Source organism: Mesorhizobium sp. M0185, from assembly GCF_040322175.1.
In the GTDB taxonomy this organism is placed as follows: Bacteria; Pseudomonadota; Alphaproteobacteria; order Rhizobiales; family Rhizobiaceae; genus Mesorhizobium.
In genome coordinates this window covers 145,029-164,030 of the sequence record NZ_JAMYSY010000007.1, presented here as the reverse complement: position 1 = coordinate 164,030, position 19,002 = coordinate 145,029, and the positions used below count along the sequence as shown (strand labels likewise).

Annotated in this window: 17 protein-coding genes; 12 read left to right on the top strand and 5 right to left on the bottom strand. The window is 63.1% G+C overall.

The window, feature by feature from the left end; all coding sequences use genetic code 11:
- Positions 1–2: 2 nt before the first annotated feature.
- From NKJ20_RS08510 to NKJ20_RS08495, 4 genes are all read right to left on the bottom strand, one after another.
- Positions 3–845, bottom strand: a complete 843-nt coding sequence (locus NKJ20_RS08510; RefSeq protein ID WP_352452409.1) for a carbohydrate ABC transporter permease — start codon at positions 843–845, stop codon at positions 3–5.
- A complete protein-coding gene (locus tag NKJ20_RS08505; protein WP_352452410.1) occupies positions 842–1,687 on the bottom strand; it encodes a carbohydrate ABC transporter permease in 846 nt (281 codons plus the stop codon). Before NKJ20_RS08505 ends, NKJ20_RS08510 begins: the two co-directional genes overlap by 4 nt.
- Positions 1,688–1,762: 75 nt before the next feature.
- Entirely contained in the window at positions 1,763–3,031 is a 1,269-nt protein-coding gene (locus NKJ20_RS08500; protein WP_352743521.1) for an ABC transporter substrate-binding protein, read from the bottom strand.
- Between the two features lie 36 nt (positions 3,032–3,067).
- Positions 3,068–4,111, bottom strand: coding sequence for a LacI family DNA-binding transcriptional regulator (locus tag NKJ20_RS08495; protein WP_352743520.1), 1,044 nt, complete (start codon positions 4,109–4,111; stop codon positions 3,068–3,070).
- A 227-nt stretch (positions 4,112–4,338) separates the two neighbouring features.
- Here NKJ20_RS08495 and NKJ20_RS08490 point away from each other — a divergent pair, with 227 nt between their 5' ends.
- From NKJ20_RS08490 to NKJ20_RS08445, 10 genes are all read left to right on the top strand, one after another.
- The gene (locus NKJ20_RS08490) at positions 4,339–5,313 is read left to right on the top strand and encodes a sugar-binding transcriptional regulator (protein WP_023676028.1); all 975 of its coding nucleotides are present in this window, start codon (positions 4,339–4,341) and stop codon (positions 5,311–5,313) included.
- Positions 5,314–5,357: 44 nt separating this feature from the next.
- On the top strand, positions 5,358–6,803 hold the full coding sequence (locus NKJ20_RS08485; RefSeq protein WP_023676027.1) for an ABC transporter substrate-binding protein: 1,446 nt from the start codon (positions 5,358–5,360) through the stop codon (positions 6,801–6,803).
- A 152-nt stretch (positions 6,804–6,955) separates the two neighbouring features.
- Positions 6,956–7,879, top strand: coding sequence for a carbohydrate ABC transporter permease (locus NKJ20_RS08480; RefSeq protein WP_352452414.1), 924 nt, complete (start codon positions 6,956–6,958; stop codon positions 7,877–7,879).
- A 9-nt stretch (positions 7,880–7,888) separates the two neighbouring features.
- Positions 7,889–8,746: a carbohydrate ABC transporter permease gene (locus NKJ20_RS08475; protein WP_023676025.1), complete on the top strand. Its 858-nt coding sequence runs from the start codon at positions 7,889–7,891 to the stop codon at positions 8,744–8,746.
- 4 nt (positions 8,747–8,750) lie between these two features.
- Positions 8,751–9,869, top strand: a complete 1,119-nt coding sequence (locus NKJ20_RS08470; protein ID WP_352743518.1) for an ABC transporter ATP-binding protein — start codon at positions 8,751–8,753, stop codon at positions 9,867–9,869.
- Positions 9,866–10,990, top strand: coding sequence for an ABC transporter ATP-binding protein (locus NKJ20_RS08465; RefSeq protein WP_352680414.1), 1,125 nt, complete (start codon positions 9,866–9,868; stop codon positions 10,988–10,990). The genes NKJ20_RS08470 and NKJ20_RS08465 overlap by 4 nt, the downstream gene beginning before the upstream one ends.
- Positions 10,990–12,552, top strand: a complete 1,563-nt coding sequence (locus NKJ20_RS08460) for an FGGY-family carbohydrate kinase (protein WP_352743516.1) — start codon at positions 10,990–10,992, stop codon at positions 12,550–12,552. The genes NKJ20_RS08465 and NKJ20_RS08460 overlap by 1 nt, the downstream gene beginning before the upstream one ends.
- Positions 12,553–12,559: 7 nt before the next feature.
- Positions 12,560–13,600, top strand: a complete 1,041-nt coding sequence (locus tag NKJ20_RS08455) for a 2-hydroxyacid dehydrogenase (protein WP_352452417.1) — start codon at positions 12,560–12,562, stop codon at positions 13,598–13,600.
- 19 nt (positions 13,601–13,619) lie between these two features.
- Positions 13,620–15,137, top strand: a complete 1,518-nt coding sequence (locus NKJ20_RS08450) for a glycerol-3-phosphate dehydrogenase (protein WP_352452418.1) — start codon at positions 13,620–13,622, stop codon at positions 15,135–15,137.
- Positions 15,137–16,075 carry a sugar phosphate isomerase/epimerase family protein gene (locus NKJ20_RS08445; protein ID WP_352743560.1) on the top strand — a complete coding sequence of 313 codons (939 nt, stop codon included), beginning with the start codon at positions 15,137–15,139 and terminating at the stop codon, positions 16,073–16,075. The genes NKJ20_RS08450 and NKJ20_RS08445 overlap by 1 nt, the downstream gene beginning before the upstream one ends.
- Positions 16,076–16,122: 47 nt before the next feature.
- Here the strand turns inward: NKJ20_RS08445 and fba are convergent, their stop codons facing one another.
- Positions 16,123–17,187 (bottom strand): class II fructose-bisphosphate aldolase, encoded by a 1,065-nt coding sequence (gene fba, locus NKJ20_RS08440; protein WP_352452419.1) that lies wholly within the window; start codon positions 17,185–17,187, stop codon positions 16,123–16,125.
- Between the two features lie 255 nt (positions 17,188–17,442).
- On the opposite strand from fba, the gene NKJ20_RS08435 reads away from it, so the two are divergent.
- Together NKJ20_RS08435 and NKJ20_RS08430 are read left to right on the top strand one after the other, a co-directional pair.
- Positions 17,443–18,207, top strand: a complete 765-nt coding sequence (locus NKJ20_RS08435) for a DeoR/GlpR family DNA-binding transcription regulator (protein WP_023676017.1) — start codon at positions 17,443–17,445, stop codon at positions 18,205–18,207.
- A gap of 10 nt (positions 18,208–18,217) precedes the next feature.
- Complete coding sequence (locus NKJ20_RS08430) at positions 18,218–18,976, top strand: triose-phosphate isomerase (protein ID WP_352452420.1); 759 nt, start codon at positions 18,218–18,220, stop codon at positions 18,974–18,976.
- Positions 18,977–19,002: the final 26 nt, after the last annotated feature.

The window sequence follows — 19,002 nt, the reverse complement described above, 5'->3', positions numbered from 1 at the left end:
CGTCATCGGTTGGCGATCCCCCACATGGCGAACAGATATTTGCGAACGGCGAAGATGAAGATCAGCGCCGGAATGACCAGTGCCGCGCCACCGGCAAATTTGAGGTAGAGCGGCGATTCGCCGAGGCTCTGCAACAGGAAGGCGGTCAGCGTCCGGTTCTCTATGGTGAGCACTGCGGCAGCAAACACCTCGTTCCAGGAGATGGTGAAGGCAAACACCGCCGACGCCGCGATGCCCGGCAGCGCCAGCGGCAGAATGACTTTTCGGAATGCCTGCAATCTCGTGCAGCCGAGCGTCCAGGCCGCCTCCTCCAGCTCGACGGGAATGCCGGAGAACAGCGAGAAGGTGATCAGCACCGCAAACGGCAGCGCCAGCGTGGTGTGGACCAGCGCCAGCCCGATCGCGGTGTCGTCGAGGCCGGTGCGGATGAACATCACCGCCAGCGGCAGCGCCAGCAGCGGCAGCGGGAAGGCGCGGGTCATCAGCACAACGAAACGGAACGTTTCCTTGCCCGGGAATTCGAAGCGCGACAGCGCGTAGCCCGCGGGTGCGCCGAAGCCGATCGAGAGGAGCATCGTCAGCGTGGCGACGAGAACGGAGTTCCACAGCGCCTTGGCGACGCCGGCGAATTTGATGAAGAAAGAAAGGCTGCCGAAATCGAATGACGGGAAGAAGCGCTTGGGAAAGGCGGTCACCTCTTCCGGCGACGACAGCGCGTTGACGATCAACAGATAGATCGGCAGCAGCACCCAGACGCAAAGCAGGATGACCGTTGCGACCAGCAACCAATTGCCGGCTTTGCGGGCCTCAGGCGCGGCGATCGAGAGCTCCGCGACAGTGCTCATATGCGAGTCTCCTTCGGCACACGCAGCACCCGCAGGAAGAACAGCGTGAAGCCGATCGAGATGGCGAGGATGAACAGCGCCATGGCGGCGGCGACATTGTGGTCCTGCAGCGTGAACTGCCAATTGTAGGTCTCGCCCATCAGCACCGGCAGATTGGTGCCGCCGAGTGCTGCAACCACGGCAAAGACCTCAAAGGCAAGGATGACGCGCAGAATGATCGCCGTCTGCAGGCTTGGGCGCAGCAGAGGCAGCGTGATCTTGATGAAGCGCTTCCACGGGCTAGCGCCAAAAACCTCCGCCGCCTCGTAGTATTCCCGGGGGATCAGCCCCATGCCGGCGACCAGAATGACCATCATGATGGCGGTCGCGCGCCAGATCTCGGCCAGCGCCACGGCGATGAAGATCGTCAGCTTGCTCTGGTAGCCGAGGAACATGACCGGCCTGTCGATGACGCCGAGATTGGAGAGCAAGGTGTTCAGGAAGCCGGACTGGTCGAAGATGGCGAGCCAGATCAGCCCGGCGGCGAGATCGGAGATGCCGAGCGGAATAGCGAAGATGTAAAGCGCAGCGCTGCGCCCGGTTTCAAGCCGCGACACCACCGTTGCCATCAGCAGCGCCATCACCAGTTGGATCGGCACGACGATGGCGCTCAGCAGCAGCGTATTGCGGACAGTGACCGGAAACTTCCAGCTGCCCGCCATGGTGCGGAAATTGTCGAGCGTAAAGCCGCCGTCGCGGGTGAACGCCTCGAAGGCGACCAACACGAACGGGTAGAGGAAAAAGACACAGAGGAACAGCGTCGCCGGCGTCAGCAGCAGATAGGGCAGGGCCTTGCTGTGCATGGAGCGCTCTCTATTCGAAGCTTCAAAAGGGGTGGGCGCCCGGCGCGCTGGAAATCCGGACGCCCGGGAGGATTCTTAATCGACCGGGCAGGCGCCTTGCGAGGGCTTGTCGGGCGCCCAGCATGGCGCCTTCGCCTGGTCGATGATCGCCTTCAGCGCCGTCGCCTGTTCGTCGAGCACGCCGTGGACATCCTCGCCGCCGAGCACGATGCGCTCGAAGCTGTCGGTGTAGATCTGATTGAACTTGCCGCCGACGCCGCCAAGTCCCATCGGCAGCAGCGCCGGCAACGCATCGGGAGCTCCGGTCATGGTGGCGATCACTGGGCTGAAGGCCTTCACCGAGGCCGGCATGTCGTCGGGCAGCTTGACGTCGACGATGGGGAAGAAGTTTGTCGCCTTCAGCGTCGCGATCTGGGTTTCCGGTTTCAGCATATAGGCGACCAGCGCCTTGGCCTTGTCCATGTCAGGCGAGGTCTTCGGGATAGCGACACCGGCCACCACCGGCATGTAGCCGCGGCCTGCCGGGCCAGCCGGCGCCGGGAAGGCGACAAACTCGTCGGGTTTCTGGTTGAAGGCGTCGGCGAGGCGCGCCACGTGATCGAATGCCACCCAGACTTCGCTGGTCAGCAGCGGCTCCTGCATGAAGGCATAGTTGGTCGAATTCGGGTTGGTGTATTGCCACAATTCCTTGAACTTATTCCACGCCGTCTCGGCCTCCGCCGAGCGGAACTTCGTCACCATCGAGCCGGTATACGATGGAAGGAGAAAACCCTCGAAGAAACGGTGCTTCAGCCCTTTCGGGCCGGCCGGAAAACCGAATTTGGGCGAGCCGGTCTTTTCAGCGATGTTTTTCGCCCACTCGATCAGTTGGTCATAAGTGATGGTGTTGAGATCGGTGCCGGCCGGCAGATATTGCAGCGCCTGTTTGTTGGCCGCCATCAGGAAGGTGGCCTGCATCCATGGCAGGTACTTCTGCTCGCCGGTGCCGAGCATGCCGAGCTTCTTGTAGGTCTCGTTGACCTTGACGCCACCGAGATCGACGCCGGAGAGATCGACAAGGTTCGCGCCGACGGTGGAGAAGTCTCCGTGCAGGCCGCCGAGCACGCCTATGGTGCCGGAGCCGGCCTGCAGTTCGGCCTGAAGGCGGGTGAGCCAGGGCCCGTCCTCGGCGACCTGGTAGTCGACCTGGCCGTCAAACCCCTTCAGCACTTCGCTGCGCATCTTCTGTGTCTCTTCCACTGGTCGCGCCTGTGTCGACCAGAACAACACCTGCTGGGCTTGTGCTGCGCCGGCAGCAAGCGACAACGCCAGCACCGCACCTGCCAATGTCCTCAACGCAATCATCGTCGTCTTCCTCCCTGGTTGTGCGCCGCTAAGGCGTCAGTTCCGTCCTGTGGGTGCCGGGCCATGGCTTGCCCGCGAGACAAGTGTCGGCCGGACCAGCCGCGTCAGTGGCGCGTCCGGCCTGTCGCCGATGACGGTCAGCAGCATCTCGCCGATCTCGCGCGCGCACCGGCGGATCGAGGCGTCGAAAGTGGTCAGCCCCGGCGGCGCATAGGCGGAGGCGGCTATGTTGTCGAAGCCGATCACCGAAAGGTCGCGAGGAATGGCAAGTCCGGCGCGCCCCGCCTCTTCCATCACAGTCAGCGCCAGCTCGTCGAACAGCGCGACAATCGCCGTCGGCCGCTCGGTGGCGTGCAGAAGCCGGATGATTGCCTGGATGCGGGCACCGCGATCGAAACGCGGCGCCGTCGCCACATCGAGCCTGACGGACGGATCGCCCCGGCGGGCGATCGCGGCGGCGAGCCCGTCCTGTCTGAGATGGCGAAATGTCATCGGCTCGGAAATCGTCACCAGGCCGAAATGGCGGTGTCCGAGATCGTAGAGCATGTCGAAGGCCTCGCCGAATGCGTGCGCGCCATCGGTATCGAGCCAATGGTAGGCAAAGTCGCCGTCGAGCAGCCGGCCATGCGCGACGAACGGGAAATTGCGGTGACGCAGATAGGCAAGCCGCTCGTCGACCTCGGCGATGCGGGTGACGACGACGCCGTCGGCGCGCCCGGATTCGACGACATGGCGAAGCACGGAAAGTTCCGACTGGCCTTGCGGTGCTGCGGCCAGGATCAGGTCGGAGCCGTGCGAAACCAGCCCTTCGCCCAATCCGGTGACGAATTCGCCGAGGAAGGAATCGACCAGATTGGGACCGCGGATCGGCAGTACCATGCCGACGAAGCCGCTTCGGCCGGAGACCAGCGTGCGGGCTGCGGTGTTCGGCACGTAGCCGGCCTGGCGCGCGGCCTCGGTGACACGTTGGCGCGTTTTCAAGGCGATCTGCTCGTGGCCGGCAAGGGCGCGCGAAACGGTCGTGATCGACAGGCCGAGCTGCGCAGCAAGTTCCTTGAGGGTCGTAACGCGGGCCGGCATCGTTCCTCCCGAACGAAGTTTGAAACGTTTGTAATCACTTCAAGCGAAATTGCAAACGTTTTAAATGGCGCGCGGTCGGTGTTGTTTCTTGCCCGTTGGTTAGCGCGGCTCTATTCGGCCCCGGCCGGCAAGCTCCTGGCCGGAGATTTAAACGCAGCGGTTGCTTGACTCGGGCGACGCCTTGTGAAAAATTTTGCAGCAATTGATAAAAATATCAAAGGGCGGAAATGGTTGGTTTTGGCAACGGCCTGCTGCGCGACGATGAGACCGGCATGGCAGCCCGTGCTGCCTGGCTTCACTATGCCGGCGGCCTGACCCAGTCGGAGGTCGCCAAACGGCTTGGCCTGACCAGTCTCAAGGCGCATCGCCTGATCACCAAGGCCAATCAGGAAGGCCTGGTCAAAGTCTACATCGACGGCGAAGTCTCAGAATGCGTGGAGCTTGAGGATGAGTTGTCCGGCCGGTACGGCCTCGACTACTGCGAGGTTGTTCCGGACTTCGATGCCGAAGACCTGCCGCTCAAGGCGCTCGGCATTGCCGGCGCGCAGTTTCTCAAGCGCGAGATCGAACGCGGCGAAGAGGCGCTGATCGGCGTCGGCCACGGCCGCACGCTTGCCGCCTGCGTAGAATATCTGCCGCGCATATCGGCCGGCAGGATCCGTTTCGTCTCGCTGCTTGGCGGCCTGACGCGCAAGTTCTCGGCCAATCCGCATGACGTCATCCACCGCGTCGCCGAGCGGACTGGTGCGGAGGCCTATGTGATGCCCGTACCGATGTTCGCCAACACGGTCGAGGATCGAACAGTGTTGCTCGGGCAGAAAGGCGTCAGCGATGTCTTCGACCTCGCCAAGTCCGCCGACCTGCTCATCGCCGGCATCGGCACCGCCGAACGTGAGGCCTCGCTTGTCGCCACCGGCATGATCGAGAAGGGCGAGATGGAGGAGATCCGCCGCAACGGCGGTGTCGGCGAACTGCTCGGCCATTTCTTCGACGATGCCGGAAAGGCCGTTGCGACGACGCTTTCCGACCGGGCGCTGGCACTGGCGCGCGAAGACATCAGCAACCGCAGGATTGTCGCCGTCGCCGGCGGCAAGGTGAAGGTTCGCGCCATCAAGTCAGTGCTGGAGGGCCGTTATCTCAAAGGCTTGATAACCGACGAGCGGACGGCGCGATCGCTCGTGGAACAGACGCCGGTCGGGTAGCCGGCAACCATTTCGTTGAAACTACCCTGTGGAGGAGAAGAGAAATGCATGAGAAAGAGAAAGACCTCATCGACGCATTCCTGCGTGGACAAGTCGACCGCCGTGGGCTGATCAAGGGCCTCGGTGCAATGGGCCTTGCCGCCAGCACCGCCGGCACACTGCTCAATTTCGGGCAGACCCGCGCCCTGGCGGCTGATTTCGACTGGCAGGCGCATAAGGGCAAGACCATCAAGCTGCTGCTCAACAAGCATCCTTACGCCGATGCGATGATCGCCAACCTCGACAATTTCAAGAAGCTGACCGGCATGGAAGTCGTCTATGACGTGTTCCCCGAAGACGTCTATTTCGACAAGGTTACCGCTGCGCTGTCGGCCAGCTCGCCCGAATACGATGCCTTCATGACCGGCGCCTACATGACCTGGACCTACGGTCCGGCCGGCTGGATCACCGACCTCAACGAATGGATCAAGGATCCGGCCAAGACCAACCCGAAATATGCCTGGGACGACTTCCTGCCCGGCGTCAAGAACTCCTGCGCCTGGAACGGCCAGCCGGGCGGCGCCCTCGGTTCGGCGGACGCCAAGCAATGGTGCATTCCGTGGGGCTTCGAGCAGAACAACATCACCTACAACAAGGGCATGTTCGACAAGGTCGGCGTCAGCGTTCCCGGCAATATGGATGAGATGGTCGCTACGGCGGCGAAGCTCACCAAGGACGTCGGCGGTGGCGTCTACGGCATCGGCGTGCGCGGCTCGCGCTCCTGGGCAACGATCCACCCGGGCTTCCTGTCGGCCTACGCCAATTTCGACCAGAAGGACCTGAACGTCTCGGCTGACGGCAAGCTGTCGGCCGCGATGAACACCGCCGAATCCAAGGCTTTCCACAAGCAGTGGGTCCAGATGATCCAGGAGAGCGGCCCGAAGGACTGGTCGACCTACACCTGGTACCAGGTCGGCACCGATCTCGGTGCAGGTGCTTCGGCGATGATTTACGACGCCGACATCCTTGGCTACTTCATGAATGGCGGCGACAACAAGATGGCCGGCAAGCTCGCCTTTTCGGCATTCAAGGCCAATCCTGCCGCCAAGGCGCCGACGCCCAATATCTGGATCTGGTCGCTGTCGATGTCCAACTTCTCCAAGGACAAGGACGCAACCTGGTACTTCATGCAATGGGCATCCGGACCCGAGCATGCATTGTTCGGTGCGACCAAGATGGACTTCGTCAATCCGGTTCGTCAGTCGGTCTGGAACGACGAGATGTTCCGCGAGAAGCTGAACAAGAGCTATCCGGGTTATGTCGAGATGTTCGACGTCTCGGCGCCGGGCGCCAGCATCAAGTTCACCCCGCAGCCGCTGTTCTTCGATCTCACCACCGAATGGGCGGCGACGCTGCAGAAGATGGTGGCCAAGGAAGTGCCGGTCGACGAGGGCCTCGACAAGCTGGCCGAGAGCATCAACAGCCAGCTCAAGGAAGCCGGGCTCGGCTAAGCCGCGGCCAAGGCTGACCCGTCCGCGGGCCAGCCTTTGAGATGTGATACGTTTGCGACGCGGTCCCGAAAGGTGCCGCCTGCTCGCCCGACCGGCCGCCTTGCTCCCTTGGGCGGCCGGGACGGCGAAGCAACAGGATGACGGAGCAGCCGATGACTGCGGCGACAATACAAAGAAACAGGCCGTCGGGCTTCAGGATCAGCAAGCGGGTGCTGCCCTATCTCCTCAGCCTGCCGGCTCTGCTGGTCTGCATCGGTATCCTGATCCCGTTCCTGACGTCGGTGGTCTATTCGTTCCAGCGCTACCGGTTGAGCCAGCCCTGGGCGCGGCAGTTCAACTGGGGCGACAACTATATCTCCTTCTTCACCGACCCGAAGTTCTGGAATACGCTGGAGATCTCGCTGCTCTACGCCGGCATCACCGTTGTGCTTGAACTGCTTCTCGGTCTCGGCATCGCCATGCTGCTGCAAAAGCGCTCGACGCTGAACAACTTCATCTCGATCATGCTGCTGATGCCGCTGATGACGGCGCCGGCGCTCGCCGCGCTGATGTGGAAGCTGATGACCAATCCCGGTTTCGGCGTGCTCAGCTATCTCGCCAGCCTGATCGGGTTGCAGGATTTCCGCTGGGCCTCGTCTCCGTCGACGGCGCTGCTCACCGTCGTGCTCGTCGACATTTGGGTCTACACGCCCTTCATCATGATCCTGCTGCTTGCAGGCCTGCGCAGCCTGCCGACGCAGCCCTTCGAGGCGGCAGCACTCGACGGCGTGCCACGCAGCTTCGTCTTCTTCCGCATCACACTGCCGATGCTGACCCCCTACATCCTGACGGCGACCCTGTTCCGCCTGCTTGATTCCATCCAGCAGTTCGACATCATCTACGCCATGACGCAGGGCGGTCCGGGCGACACGCTGACCGTGTTCCAGGTCGAGGCCTATCTCAATTTCTTCCAGTCGACCAATGTCGGCCGCTCGGCGGCACTGATGATCATCCTGTGGGCGATCACCTATTTCCTCTCGAACATTTTCATCAAGAACTGGCTGCGGCTGCGCGAACGCGCCCGCGGCCAGGCATAGGAGGCTGGCGTGGAACACACCTCGCTTCTCGAACGCATCCTGCGCGGCATTGCCCTGGCGCTGGTCGTGATCTTCTTCATGTTCCCGATCGTCTGGATCCTGATGATGTCGTTCCAGACCAACGAGACAATCCTGCGGATTCCGCCGCAGCTTGTCTTCGAGCCGACGCTCGCCAACTACACTGCCTTGATCACCGGCAAGCTGATGACGGCGGCCGGCACGCTCGACATCGCCTTCATGCGCAACCTCTGGAATTCCGTCTTCCTGTCGGTCACCTCGGTTGCCGTCGCGTTGCTGCTCGGCGTTCCGGCGGCCTACGCCTTTGCGCGGCACAAATTCCGCGGCTCGGAGGACATTGCCTTTACGCTGCTGTCGTTCCGGTTTGCGCCGGCGCTGCTGGTGCTCCTGCCGCTCACCCTCTATTTCCAGAAGCTCGGGCTGGCCAACACCTATATCGGGCTGATCTGGGTCTATCAGCTGATCTGCCTGCCGTTGATCCTGTGGATCGTGCGCGGCTATTTCGAGGACATTCCCGCCGACATCGAATACGCCTACCGCATTGCCGGACATTCCTGGTTTGCCACCTTCCGCAAGATCGCGCTGCCGCTCGCCGGCCCAGGCATTGCCGCTGCCGGTCTGCTCGCCTTCATCTTTGCCTGGAACAATTTCGTTTTTGCGCTGGTGCTCGCCTCGGCCGACAAGCAGCCGGTGACGGTCGGCGCGCTCGCCTTCATCACCTCCTCGGGCATCCAGTATGGCCAGATCTCGGCGGCGATCGTGCTGTCGATCACGCCAACGCTGGCGCTCGCGCTCTATGCGCAACGCTATCTCGTCGAAGGCCTGTCGCTTGGCGCGGTGAAAGGATAGTCCGATGGCAAGCCTCGAACTGCGAAACATCGTCAAGCGCTATAAAAGCCAGACTGTTCTCGACAATCTGTCGCTAACCGTCGCCGACGGCGAAACGCTGGTCCTGTTCGGGCCGTCCGGCGCCGGCAAGACCGTGCTGCTGCGGCTGGTGGCCGGCGTCATCGACCCCGACGAGGGAAAGATACTCATCGGCGGCGAGGACATGACCGATCTCGACGCCGAGTTCCGCGGCGTCGGCATGGCATTTCAGAACTTCGCGCTGTTCCCGCATATGACGGCGTTCGATAACATTGCGACGCCGCTGCAGGCGAAGCACTCATCGCAAGGCACGATAAAGACCGGCGTCGAGAGCGTCGCCAAGCTGTTGAAAATCGGCCATGTGCTCAGCCACAAGCCGCGGGCGCTGTCCAATGGCCAGAAGCAACGCACCGCGCTTGCCCGCGCCCTGGTCGGCTCGCCGCCGCTGCTGCTGCTCGATGATCCCTTGCGCAACGTCGATGCCAAATTGCGCTTCGAAATGCGGCTGGAATTGCCAAGACTGCTGGCGGATCGTGGCGCGACCGTCATCTACGTCACCCAGGACTACAAGGAAGCGATGGCGCTCGGCGACCGCATCGCGGTGATGTCGCAGGGCGTCGTCAAACAGCTCGGCACGCCCGAGCAGATCTATCGCGAGCCGGCCAATGTCGAGATTGCCCGGCTGTTCGGCGACCCGACCATCAACCTTCTGGACGTCAAGCCGGCGCGGGACGCCAAGGGCATCTATGTCGGCCTGTCCAACGTCCAGGTCCATCTTGCCGGCGCTCATGAGGCGGCGGTCGGCCGCGACTGCGTGATCGGTTTGCGGCCGGAAGCGCTGGCCTTTGCTGACGAAGGCACGCCCGGCGCCATTCCGGTGACGGTCGAGGCCGAGACGCCGCTCAACGAGAAGATCGTCACGCTGGTGCGTACCGTGCGCGGCCGTGAAATCCTGGTCTCGCGTCCGTCCGGGACACCGGGCCAATCCGAGGGCAAGGTCTACATCGCCGTCGACAGTAAAAGCGCCCTTTTGTTCGATCGCACAAGCGGCGAGCGCATCGGCTCGAAAAACGTCGTCAATTTGCGCAGCGGAGAAGCGGCATGAGCCCGACCGCAATCACCATTTCGGGCGTCGACAAGTTCTACGGTCCGATCGACCGTGGCGTACACGCCGTCAAGAACCTGACGATGGAAATCGCCAAGGGCGAGATCGTGGCGCTGCTCGGCTCGTCCGGCTGCGGCAAGACCTCGACATTGCGTATGATCGCAGGCTTCGAAGAGGTCTCGCGCGGTAGCATCTCGGTTGCCGGCCGCAAGGTGCACACGTTGCCGCCGGTCAGGCGCAACGTCGCAATGGCCTTCGAGGGCTATTCGCTCTACCCGCCGCTGACCGTGCGCGAGAACATGGCCTTCGCCCTCAAGGCCGCCAGGCTGGCGAAGAGTGCGGTCGATGCAAAGGTTGCCAACATCGCCAAGCTGCTCGAGATCGAGGACATTCTCGAGCGCTATCCGAGCTCGATCTCCGGCGGCCAGCAGCAGCGCGCCAGCCTCGGCCGGGCGCTGATCCGCGAGGCCGACCTGCATCTGCTGGACGAGCCGATGGGCCAGCTCGAGCCGCAGCTTCGCGCCGTGCTGCGCGGCCGCATCAAGCATTTCATCAAGGAGCGTGGCCTGACCGCGATTCTGGTCACCCACGACCAGACCGAGGCCAATGCGCTGGCCGATCGCATCGCTGTCATGGAGGGCGGCGTGCTGCAGCAGTTCGATACGCCTGACAGGCTCAAGGAGCGGCCGGCAAACCTGTTCACCGGCACCTTCGTTGGCGAGCCGCCGATGAATGTCTTCGAGGCCTATGTCGGCACGGCTGCCGGCAAGATCAGTCTCAAGCTGCCCGACGGGCTTTCGCTCGACTACGACAAGGATGCGTTCAGCGGCCCGGTTCGCGACGAACTGCTCAACCGGCAGCGCGTCGTCATCGGCGTCAGGCCCTATGCGGTCCGCCGCTCGAAGGATGGTGTGCCGGCGACGGTTTCGGCCAATCAATGGCTCGGCGACCAGACCCATATCGCCGCCGATTTCGCCGGCGGTTCGCTGGTCCTGGTCGAACATGACCGAACCCGCTTGGAGCTTGGCGCGCCGATCAAGATCAGCATCGATCCGAAAAACCTTCACGTCTTCGATCAGGCGAGCGGCAATGCCATTTCGCACGGCACGGAGCTTGCTTGATGCAGGATGTGCTGATCGGCATCGACGCCGGCACGTCTGTCATAAAATCCGTCGCCTTTGACACGGCGGGCAGGCAGATCGCGTCCGCCGCGCTGCCCAATAAATACGAGACACTGCCGGGCGGCGGCGCCGAGCAGGACCTGACACGCACCTGGGCCGATACCGCGACGACCTTGCGCGAGCTTGCCGACAAGGTGCCAGATCTCGCCAGCCGGACCATTGCCATCGCCGTGACCGGGCAGGGCGACGGTACCTGGCTGATCGACAAGGATGGCGAGCCGGTTGCCAAGGGCTGGCTGTGGCTCGACGCGCGCGCTGCCGCGGTCGTCGAGGAGATCCGCGCGCGGCCGGAGGACCGGCTGCGCTTCGAAAAGACCGGCAGCGGGCTCGCTGCCTGCCAGCAGGGATCGCAGTTCGTGTTCATGAAGCGCCACATGCCCGCGATGCTTGCCAATGCAGCGACGGCGTTCCACTGCAAGGACTGGCTCTATTTCAAGTTGACCGGCCACCGCGCCACCGACCCGTCCGAGGGCACCTTCACCTTCGGCGACTTCCGCACGCGCGGCTATTGCGATGATGTGCTCGAGGTACTCGGCGTCACCGATCTCCGGCATCTGTTGCCGCCCATCGTCGATGGCACCAGGCAAAGCACCTCGCTGTCGGTGGCAGCAGCCGATGCGACCGGCCTGCTCGCCGGCACACCGGTCGTTCTGGCCTATGTCGATGTCGCCTGCACGGCGCTCGGCGCCGGCCTGTTCGATCGCGAACGCAAGCCGGGATGCTCGATCATCGGCTCCACCGGAATGCATATGCGGCTTGCCGAAACGTCGGACGAGGTTCTGCTCAACGAGGCTGCAACCGGCTACACGATGACGATGCCGGCACCCGGCGTCTTTGCGCAGATGCAGTCGAACATGGCGGCAACGCTCAATATCGACTGGGTCCTTGGCCTCGCCTCCGGCATTCTCGCCTCGCAAGGTATTACGCGGACCAATGGCGAGATGATCACGCTGGTCGACCAGTGGATATCGTCGTCCGAGCCAGGCTCGCTGCTCTACCAGCCCTATGTCTCGGAGGCCGGCGAGCGCGGCCCGTTCGTCGATGCCAATGCCAGGGCCGGCTTCATCGGCATTTCGTCCAGGCACGGCTATGCCGACATGGTCCGCGCAGTGTACGAGGGGCTGGCTTTCGCGGCACGCGATTGCTACGCCGCCATGGGGCCACTGCCCAAGGAAATCCGCCTGACCGGCGGAGCGGCCAGGAGCCCGGCTCTGCGCAAGATCCTGGGTGCTGCGGTCGGCGCCGACATTCGCACCAGCGAGCGCGAGGAGGCCGGTGCTGCGGGCGCCGCAATGATTGCTGCGGTCTGCGTCGGCCAGTACGCATCGATGGACGATTGCGTCAGCGAATGGGTCACGCCTTTGCTCCGTACGGCCGAACCCAGCGATCGGAAACTTGCCGCTGCCTATGAGGCGATGGCTCCGTCCTACACATTGGCGCATGAGGCGCTGCGGCCGGTCTGGCGTTCGATGGCCGCGTCCAGGCAAACCGACGTGAATTGAGAAGAGCATGCCCAAGAAAATTGCGATCATCGGCGACCGCTTCATGCTTCCGGAAGTGTTTCGCGAGAAAATCGAGGCGGCCTGCGGCGACAATCTCGACATCCGCAGCATTGAGACCGCTTGGCCCGACGAGCCGATGCAATTCGGCAATGCCGCGCTTGGTCTGGACAAGGTCAAGGAGTATTTCGGCGATCCCGACGAGGTGGTGGATTTCATCGGCGACGCCGAAATCTTCGTCACCCAGCTTGCGCCGCTCTCCGAAAGCATGATGCAGCGCCTGCCCACGCTCAAGCTGGTTGCGGTCTCGCGCGGCGGACCGATCAACATCGACATGGCCGCCGCCAAGGCCCACGGCATCACCGTGGTCAATGTGCCCGGCCGCAACGCCAGCGCCGTGGCCGAGTTCACCATCGGCGCCATTCTCGCTGAAACGCGGCTGATCCGCGTCGGTCACGAAGCTTTGCGCAAGGGCGAATGGCGCGGCGATCTCTACCGCGCCGATCGCACCGGCCGCGAGCTCAACGAAATGACCGTCGGCGTCATTGGCTACGGCAATATCGGCACCAGGCTGGTTCGCCTGCTGCGCGCCTTCGGCTGCCGCATCCTGGTTTGCGATCCCTATGTGCAATTGAGCGCCGAGGACCGCAATGCCGGCGTCGAACTGGTTGCGCTGGACGATCTGCTGTCGCGCTCCGATGTGGTCACGCTGCATTCCCGGGTCACCGAGGAGACGCGCGGCCTGATCGGCAAGAACGCCATCGCCCGGATGAAACCCGGCGTAATCTTCGTCAATACCGCGCGCGGACCGCTGGTCGACTACGATGCGCTCTACGAGGCGCTCGTCTCGGGGCAGATCGGCAGCGCTATGCTGGAGACGTTCGCCGTCGAGCCGGTGCCTGCCGACTGGCCGCTGTTGCAACTGCCGAACGTGACGCTGACGCCGCATATCGCCGGCGCGTCGGTACGCACCGTGACCTACGCGGCCGAGCAGGCGGCCGAGGAAGTGCGCCGCTACATCGCCGGGCTGCCTCCGGTCAATCCATGCTGACGACAGGGCATAGAGCGAGATGAACGGTGAAACCGAAATCGTCGACCTCTTCGTCATCGGCGGCGGTGTCAATGGCGCCGGAATCGCGCGCGATGCGGCGGGCCGGGGGCTGTCGGTCATTCTTTGCGAAAAGGACGATCTTGCCGAGGGCACCAGTTCGCGATCGGGAAAGCTCGTTCATGGCGGTTTGCGCTATCTCGAATATTACGAGTTCCGCCTGGTGCGGGAGGCGCTGATCGAGCGCGAGGTGCTGCTCGAATCCGCGCCACACATCATCTGGCCGATGCGCTTCGTGCTGCCACACAGCCCCGATGATCGGCCGGCCTGGCTGGTGCGGCTCGGCCTGTTCCTCTACGACCATCTTGGCGGCCGCAAGCGACTGCCGGCCACGCGTACGCTCGACCTGCGCACCGCGCCCGAAGGCGCGCCGATCAAGGACGCCTTCAAGCGCGGCTTCGAATATTCCGACTGTTGGGTCGATGACGCTCGCCTGGTCGTCATCGACGCGCTCGACGCCGCTGAGCGCGGAGCCAGGATATTCACCCGCACTGCCTGCACCGCCGCCCGTCGCGAAAACGGCCTGTGGTCGGTGGAGATGCGCGACGGTCGAACCGGCGTCAGGACCACAGTCCGGGCACGGGCGCTGATCAACGCCGCCGGACCCTGGGTCAACGACGTCATCAACCGCGTCGCCGGCCAGAATTCCAGGCGCAACGTGCGCCTGGTCAAGGGCAGCCACATCGTTGTGCCGAAATTCTGGGAAGGGCGGCAGGCCTATCTCGTTCAGAACAGCGACAAGCGGGTGATCTTCATCAATCCCTATCAGAACGATCTGGCGCTGATCGGCACCACTGACATTCCCTATGAAGGGCGACCGGAGGACGTGACCGCCGATGCGAGCGAGATCGATTACCTGATCAAGGCAGTCAATCGCTACTTCAAGCGCCAGCTCGCACGAAGCGACGTCGTCTACTCGTTTTCCGGCGTCAGGCCGCTCTATGACGACAATGCCGACAATCCGAGCGCGGTGACCCGCGATTACATATTCGAACTCGACGCACCGGCTGGGCAGGCGCCGCTGCTTTCGGTCTTCGGCGGCAAGATCACCACCTTCCGCAAATTGGCCGAGCACGCGCTCGACCGTATCGCCCCGTTCTTTCCGAAAATGGGCAAGCCGTGGACCTCGATAGGGCACCTGCCGGGCGGCGATATCGCCAATGCCGATTTCGAGCAGTTTCTGGGCGACCTCGGCCATGAATTTCCCTGGATGCCGGCATCGCTGGTCAAGCATTACGGCAGGCTCTACGGCACAAGGACGCGCGATCTGGTCGGCGCGGCCACCTCGCTCGCCGAACTGGGCCGGCGCTTCGGCAGGGATTTTTTCGAGCGCGAAGCCAACTACCTGTTCGAGCATGAATGGGCCGAGACCGCCGCCGATATTCTCGAAAGGCGCACCAAGCACGGCCTGCATCTGTCCGCCGAGGAAAGAACCGCCTTCGAGGACTGGTGCTCGAGCCGGCTGGCAAAGGCCGGCTGATGGCCTTTACGCTTTCGCTCAACACCAATCCGCTGGTCAACCGCTTTGCGGAGCCGGACGACCTGATCGACGCGATCGCCTATCAGATCGGTATCAGGGACGTCCAACTCACCCATGAATTCGTCAATCCCGGCTGGCCGGCGGCGACGATCGCCAAATTCGTCCGCCTGTTCCGCTCCGCGCTCAACCGCACCGGTGTGCGCGTGACCTCCGCGATGACCGGCCCTTACGGCCGGCTCAATCATTTCGGCCATCCCGATGCCGACGTGCGGCGCTACTACGTCGACTGGTTCAAGACCTTTTCAGAAGTTTCGGCCGAGCTCGGCGCCGCGGGCATGGGCACGCAATTCGCGATCTTCACCCACCGGGATTACGACAATCCGGAGCGTCGCGCGCGGCTTTTCGACATCGCGCTGGAATGCTGGCGCGAGGTCGCCGAGCATGCCAAAGCAGCCGGCTTGACCTACCTGTTCTGGGAGCCGATGTCGGTCGGCCGCGAATTCGGCCATACGATCGAAAGCTGCCGGGCACTGCAGCGCGAGATCGAAGCGGCCGGCATGGCCGTCCCGTTCAAGATGATGGTCGACATCGACCATGGCGACGTGACCTCGAGCAATCCGGCGGACACCGACCCTTATGCCTGGGCCGAAGCCTTTCCCAGGCAATCGCCGATCATCCACGTCAAGCAGTCGTCGATGAACAAGGGTGGTCACTGGCCGTTCATTGCCGCTCACAACAAGGACGGCCGCATCACGCCGGAAAAGCTGCTGGAGACGGTTCGCCGTGGCGGCGGCGTCGACAACGAGATCTGCCTCGAATTGTCGTTCCGCGAGCGCGAGCCCGTCGACCACCAGGTCATCGCCATGATCCGCGAGTCGGTCGACTACTGGGCACCATTTATCGAGACCGGCAGGGCCGATCTCTTGCCGCGAGAATGATCGGATGAGCAGGAGCTGAGGCAGCTCCTGCTCAGAACCGGAATACGTCAGCCAAATTTCGGATCGAGGCTTCCGGACTTGTAGCGCTTGGCCATTTCCGACAGCGGCACCGGCTTGATCTTCGGTGCGTTGCCGGCGGTGCCGAATTGCTCGAAGCGCTCCTTGCACAGCTTCCGCATCGCGGCCATTGCCGGCGTCAGATATTTGCGCGGATCGAATTCGCTCGGGTTCTCGGTCAGCACCTTGCGGATTGCGCCGGTCAGCGCCATGCGGTTGTCGGTATCGATATTGATCTTGCGCACCCCGTGCTTGATGCCGCGCTGGATCTCTTCGACCGGCACGCCCCATGTCGGCTTCATCTGGCCGCCATATTTGTTGATGATCTCCTGCAACTCCTCCGGCACCGAGGACGAGCCGTGCATGACGAGATGCATGCTCGGCAGACGGCGGTGGATTTCCTCGATGACGTTCATGGCCAGTACAGCGCCGTCCGGCTTGCGGCTGAACTTGTAGGCGCCGTGGCTGGTGCCCATGGCGACGGCCAGCGCATCGACACGGGTGTCGCGCACGAATTGTTCGGCCTGCACCGGGTCGGTCAGCAGCTGGTCGTGGCTGATGACGCCCTCGACGCCATGGCCGTCTTCCTGCTCGCCGCCGCCCATCTCAAGCGATCCAAGGACGCCGATCTCGCCTTCCACCGAGACGCCGCCCCAATGCGCCATGTCGACGACGCGGCGGGTGATGCCGGAATTATAGGCGTAGTCGGCCGGCGTCTTGCCGTCTTCCCTCAGCGATCCGTCCATCATCACGGAGGTGAAGCCGTGCTGGATCGCGGTGACGCAGGTCGCTTCGTTGTTGCCATGGTCGAGATGCATGCAGACCGGGATATCGGGATGGATTTCGACCAGCGCGTCGATCAGCTTGGCCAGCACCACATCGTTGGCGTAGGCTCGCGCGCCGCGGCTCGCCTGCAGGATAACCGGCGATTTGGTCTCCTCGGCTGCCTCCATGATGGCGAGGCCCTGTTCCATATTGTTCATGTTGAAGGCAGGCACGCCATAGCCGTATTCGGCGGCATGATCGAGCAATTGTCTCAGTGTGATGCGAGCCACTCAGTAGTCTCCCGTATCCGGTTTCGAGCCAGTGTTTGCGGGCCGTTCGGTTGTCGTCGAGCCCCTGATGCTTCTGGCCGGATTTCCGCGCCACCGCAACCGCTGGGCGCTCGGCCAGCAGCAATTCTTGTTACAGGACGCGACCAGAAGCGTCATGATATCCCATAGAGATATAACATTATCACAAAAATTTGGTGGCTTGTGCGACGTTTGCTGTTATATCTCGGAACCGGATTGCCCGAGGAAGCCGCGGAAATGAAGAGCGACGGCCGTCGCCAAGGCATCATGGATTTTCTGATGGACATCGGCACCGCCAGTGTCGACGATCTTGCCTCACGCTTCGGCGTGTCAAAGATGACTGTCCACCGCGACCTCGACGAGCTCGAGGAAAGCGGCTTCCTGCGCAAGGTGCGCGGCGGCGCCTCGATCCAGCCGAGCAGCCTTTTCGAGAGCGATTTCCGCTACCGCCAGCGGCTGGCCGGCGACGAGAAGAAGCGCATCGCCGCCGCTGCCGTGACGATGATCGAACCGGGTCAGACGGTGATCATCGACGACGGCTCAACCGCGGGCGGCGTTGCTCGGCATCTTGCCGATCTGCGTCCGCTGACGGTGATCTCGAACAATCTGGCTGTCATCCAGGATTTGGCGGGCGTTGCCGGCATCAACCTGATTGCGCTCGGCGGCCAATACAACAAGAAGTTTCACGGCTTCTTCGGCCTGCTCGCCGAGGACACGCTGAAGTCATTGCGCGCCGATGTCGCGTTCCTGTCGTCATCGGCCATCCATGGTGCCTCTGCCTTTCACCAGGATCAGGAAGTGGTCCAGACCAAACGGCTGATGATGGCCGCAGCAGCGCGCAAATATCTGCTGGTCGATCATGGGAAATTCGGCCGCACTGCCTTGCACTTCCTGACAGATCTCAAGGCCTTTGACACGGTCTTCACCGGCCGCGAGCCGCAGCCGCAGATGCGCGCCGCGCTGGATGGTGCCGGCGTTTCGCTGACAGTGATCGCAGAATAGGAGGGCACGTATGGTTTATTGGGTCGGCACCAGCTGGAAAATGAACAAGACGCTCGCCGAGGCGTTGGCTTTCGCCGAGGCGCTGGCGGAGTTCGTCCCCGGTTTCGACGAGCGCATCCAGCCTTTCGTCATCCCGCCCTTCACGGCGATCCGCGAGGTCAAGAAAGCGCTGTCGCCGACGCGCATCAAGGTCGGCGCGCAGAACATGCATTGGGCCGACGCCGGTGCCTGGACCGGCGAGATCTCGCCGGTCATGCTGAAAGACTGCGGGCTCGACATGGTCGAGCTCGGCCACAGCGAACGGCGCGAGCATTTCGGCGAGACCGACAAGGCTGTCGGGCTGAAGACTGCGGCGGCGGTGAAGCACGGTCTCGTGCCACTCATCTGCGTCGGCGAGACCTTGGCTCAACGCGACAGCGGGCAGGCCGCTGCGGTGCTGGCCTTGCAGGTGCACGGCGCGCTGCAGTTTCTCGAAGGCGCGGCGAAGGCGGCGACGATCCTGTTTGCCTATGAGCCCGTCTGGGCGATCGGCGACAAGGGCGTGCCGGCCAGTTCGGACTATGCCGACAGGCAGCAGGCGCTAATCAAGAAAATCGCACGCGACCTGCTGCCGGCGGTGCCGCCGGTGCTTTATGGCGGCAGCGTCAATCCTCAAAATGCCGCCGAACTGGTCGGCCAGCCCAACATCGACGGCTTGTTCATCGGCCGCTCGGCCTGGCAGGCGGACGGCTATATCGACATCCTCAAGCGCGCCTCGGCGGCGATCTGAATCATCAAACAGGAAGGAAACGGAAC